The 2,894-nt window shown below is 40.8% G+C and carries 2 protein-coding genes; one reads left to right on the top strand and one right to left on the bottom strand.

Going from position 1 to position 2,894, the window contains the following annotated elements:
- Positions 1-143: 143 nt before the first annotated feature.
- Positions 144-743, top strand: coding sequence for a hypothetical protein (locus WC615_RS23160; protein WP_372980393.1), 600 nt, complete (start codon positions 144-146; stop codon positions 741-743).
- A 128-nt stretch (positions 744-871) separates the two neighbouring features.
- On the opposite strand, the gene WC615_RS23155 is transcribed toward WC615_RS23160, so the two are convergent.
- Positions 872-2,248 (bottom strand): RNA methyltransferase, encoded by a 1,377-nt coding sequence (locus WC615_RS23155; RefSeq protein ID WP_372980392.1) that lies wholly within the window; start codon positions 2,246-2,248, stop codon positions 872-874.
- Positions 2,249-2,894 lie beyond the last annotated feature (646 nt).

Below are 2,894 nucleotides of genomic sequence, written 5' to 3'. Positions count from 1 at the left end.
AATCATACATCGTATCAATTAATAAGATTGATAGTATTGAGCGCAGCCGTATTTTCATTGCCGATAAGATTATCCCGGTAGGGGATACCTACCGCGATGAATTCTTTAAGATAGTGGACGGGAAGAATATATAGATTGTACTCATGAAGTTCCTGGGCATATTTATCATATTGATGGGAAGCTTTGCAGTAAAGGCGCAAACTACACTTATCGCTAAAAAATCAATAGCGGATTCTGTTGTTACTGCCCTTAAAAATAAAAGAGCAGCCACAGACAAATATTTGGATAAACATGGAAAGGCGCTGTTGCTGTATTCTAAACTCCCCAAAAAGAAGACCCCTGTAAAAGTGTTGAATGATAATTGGCCCGAGGAAGGCGGCGATTCTTACAATGTATTAAAGGATACTGCTGGCAAAATAATAATGATAGCTGAAATACCTTTTAGTGAGAGCGGAGATTGGTTTATAACATACACGCACTATTTTGATGCTAATGGTAATACCTACGCTTTCAGGAGACAGTCCAATACATTTGATGATAGCGTTAAAGATGGTGTGATTTATGAAACATCAGTGAAATATTACGATGTTAATTTTAAGCCCGTAGCTAAAATCTATACTCTTAAGGATAAGAGGGGGCGGCCGATAAAAAATAACGGGCACATTAATATTTACGATTATAAATATAGTGTCTATAAAAACTCGGCAGAGTGCCTCAAAGCTTTAAACCTTAATGCATTTTAAATTCCTTGTTATATATAAGATGTCATTTCGAGCGAGCGTAGCGAGGAGAAATCTTGTTCAACCGATAGGCGGCGAACTTTGCATAATGAACAAGATTTCTCTCTATCGTTCGAAATGACATTATAAATTTACAACACCTGCTGCGTCATAATCCTTATCTCCTTCGGATAATAATTATTTATCCTGTTCGGTAGAAGCTTCGCCCAGCCCAAAGCCAATCCTTCGTAGGTCATCAAACTCCAGCCTTTGCCGGTTACGGTGATAGCTATATTGTCCCGGCGCAGGTATTGTATGGCCTGCTCTTTGGTTAATTCGGTAGATAATACAACATCCTTATTAATAGCAAGGCTTAAGGCCAGCTCATGATCGGGTATCAGGTCGTTACCTGCCAGTTTCCCAATCCGCACGCCCGACTTCTTTATATATAGGTGTCGATGCAAAATGTTCAGGCTTTCTTTATGTTCGCGGTTTATGGCCAGCCAGTCATCGTTCACCTTAAAAAAGTAAAAATCGTCGGGCTTGTTAATGTATGCCTTCACCAGGTCCATTTCTTTAGCCGGTAGTTTTTGCTGCCCGTTGTTTTTATAGTTTGATAAACCGCCACTGCTCACCTTTTTGCGCAGGCATGCCGCAAACAAACCCTCGCCTTTAACCTTGCCCGGGTAAAAGCGGTATCCCCATGCCTTTTTTAGTGGCGATTCGGTCTCTACAATTCCCCACTCCTTATATATAGGTATACGTACGGTTTCTAAATCAAACTCGGTGCAAAGCCAGTCCAGTATATCCTCGTTCTCCTGGTGCGAATAACTGCAGGTACTATATATAAGGTATCCGTCCTCTTTTAAGGCCGGGTATATATCGGCCAGGATGCGTTCCTGGCGCTGGTGACAAAGGTTCACGTTGCCTTCGCTCCATTCGTTCATGGCGGCAGGGTCTTTACGAAACATGCCCGAGCCGGAGCAGGGAGCATCAACCAGTACCACATCAAAAAAACTATGGATGGCGTTAAAATCCTTTGGGTCGTTATTGGTGATGATAGTATTTGACGTACCCCAGCGGTTAAGGTTGTCACTTAATATAGGTACGCGTGTTTTAATGATCTCGTTTGCCACCAGCAAGTCGCTGCTTTGCAGTGCCGAATTTAACAGGGTGGTTTTGCCACCGGGCGCAGCGCAAAGGTCTAATACCTTAATAGCATCTTCCTTATTTGGGCGGATAGTATTTAATATATGGCCGATGAACATAGACGAGGCCTCCTGTACATAGTACGCCCCGGCGTGAAACAGTGGGTCGAAAGTGAAAGAAGGGCGCTCATTTAAATAAAAACCCTCGGCGCACCAGGGTACTTGCGAGTCGGTTTTTACTTCCGATTGCTTAAAAGGGTTGATCCGGATAGATGTTGGGGCGGGTTCAGATGTATGTGCATCAATAAAATTTTGCCTGTCGAAGCCCGGTTCGGCATTTAAATCCTCTAAAAAGTGCGGCGGAAAGTTGAAATTATCCATATCTGATTCAAACTTACGCAAAATTTCACGGGCTTAAATTGTACTTATTATAGTGCTTTAGGGGCTTATAAGGTGCAAATTGGTGTTTGTACATATATAGATAAGGTTAAATTGGTGTTAATTTACAGGTAGTTATAAAATTGTTTTAATTATTTTCAAATAATGCTTGTAAGGGTAAGGGTTTTCTCCTTACATTTGTGGCCGCTCAAATAAAAAGGGCGTCGTTTTTTGAAGGTTTAGCAAATAAAAAAAGATTAAAAAAAAGTGAATTTTTCACTTGCCAAATCAAAACATTATTTGCACCTTTGCAGCCCGCAACAACGAAAGGAATTGCGGTTGTTAATTGAAAAACAGCGAAGAAAAAATAGTTCAAAAAAAGTGAAAATAACACTTGACAAGAATTAAAAATAATCGCATCTTTGCAGCCGCTTCTACAACGAAGCAAAGCATTGAAAAACAAAGAGATCGCAATGATTTCTGAATTGAAAAAATGAAAAGTTAATCATCGCAATGATGAGAAAACATACACCGAACCGCGAGGCAAGGAAATAAGTTCTTAAAAGAGATAGAGAATAAATTATGCAGCGTAACAGCAGCGAGTCTGTAAGGACGGACTGGAAGTTAACAGCGAAGCTCGAGAGAAGCG

This window comes from Mucilaginibacter sp. (genome assembly GCF_041663085.1).
Taxonomy (GTDB): Bacteria; Bacteroidota; Bacteroidia; order Sphingobacteriales; family Sphingobacteriaceae; genus Mucilaginibacter.
This window is presented reverse-complemented; position numbering and strand designations above follow the sequence as displayed.

Excerpts from the sequence above, each read along its gene's own strand:
- WC615_RS23155 (WP_372980392.1), bottom strand. The coding sequence starts at position 2,248 with ATGGATAATTTCAACTTTCCGCCGCACTTTTTAGAGGATTTAAATGCC.
- WC615_RS23160 (WP_372980393.1), top strand. The coding sequence starts at position 144 with ATGAAGTTCCTGGGCATATTTATCATATTGATGGGAAGCTTTGCAGTA.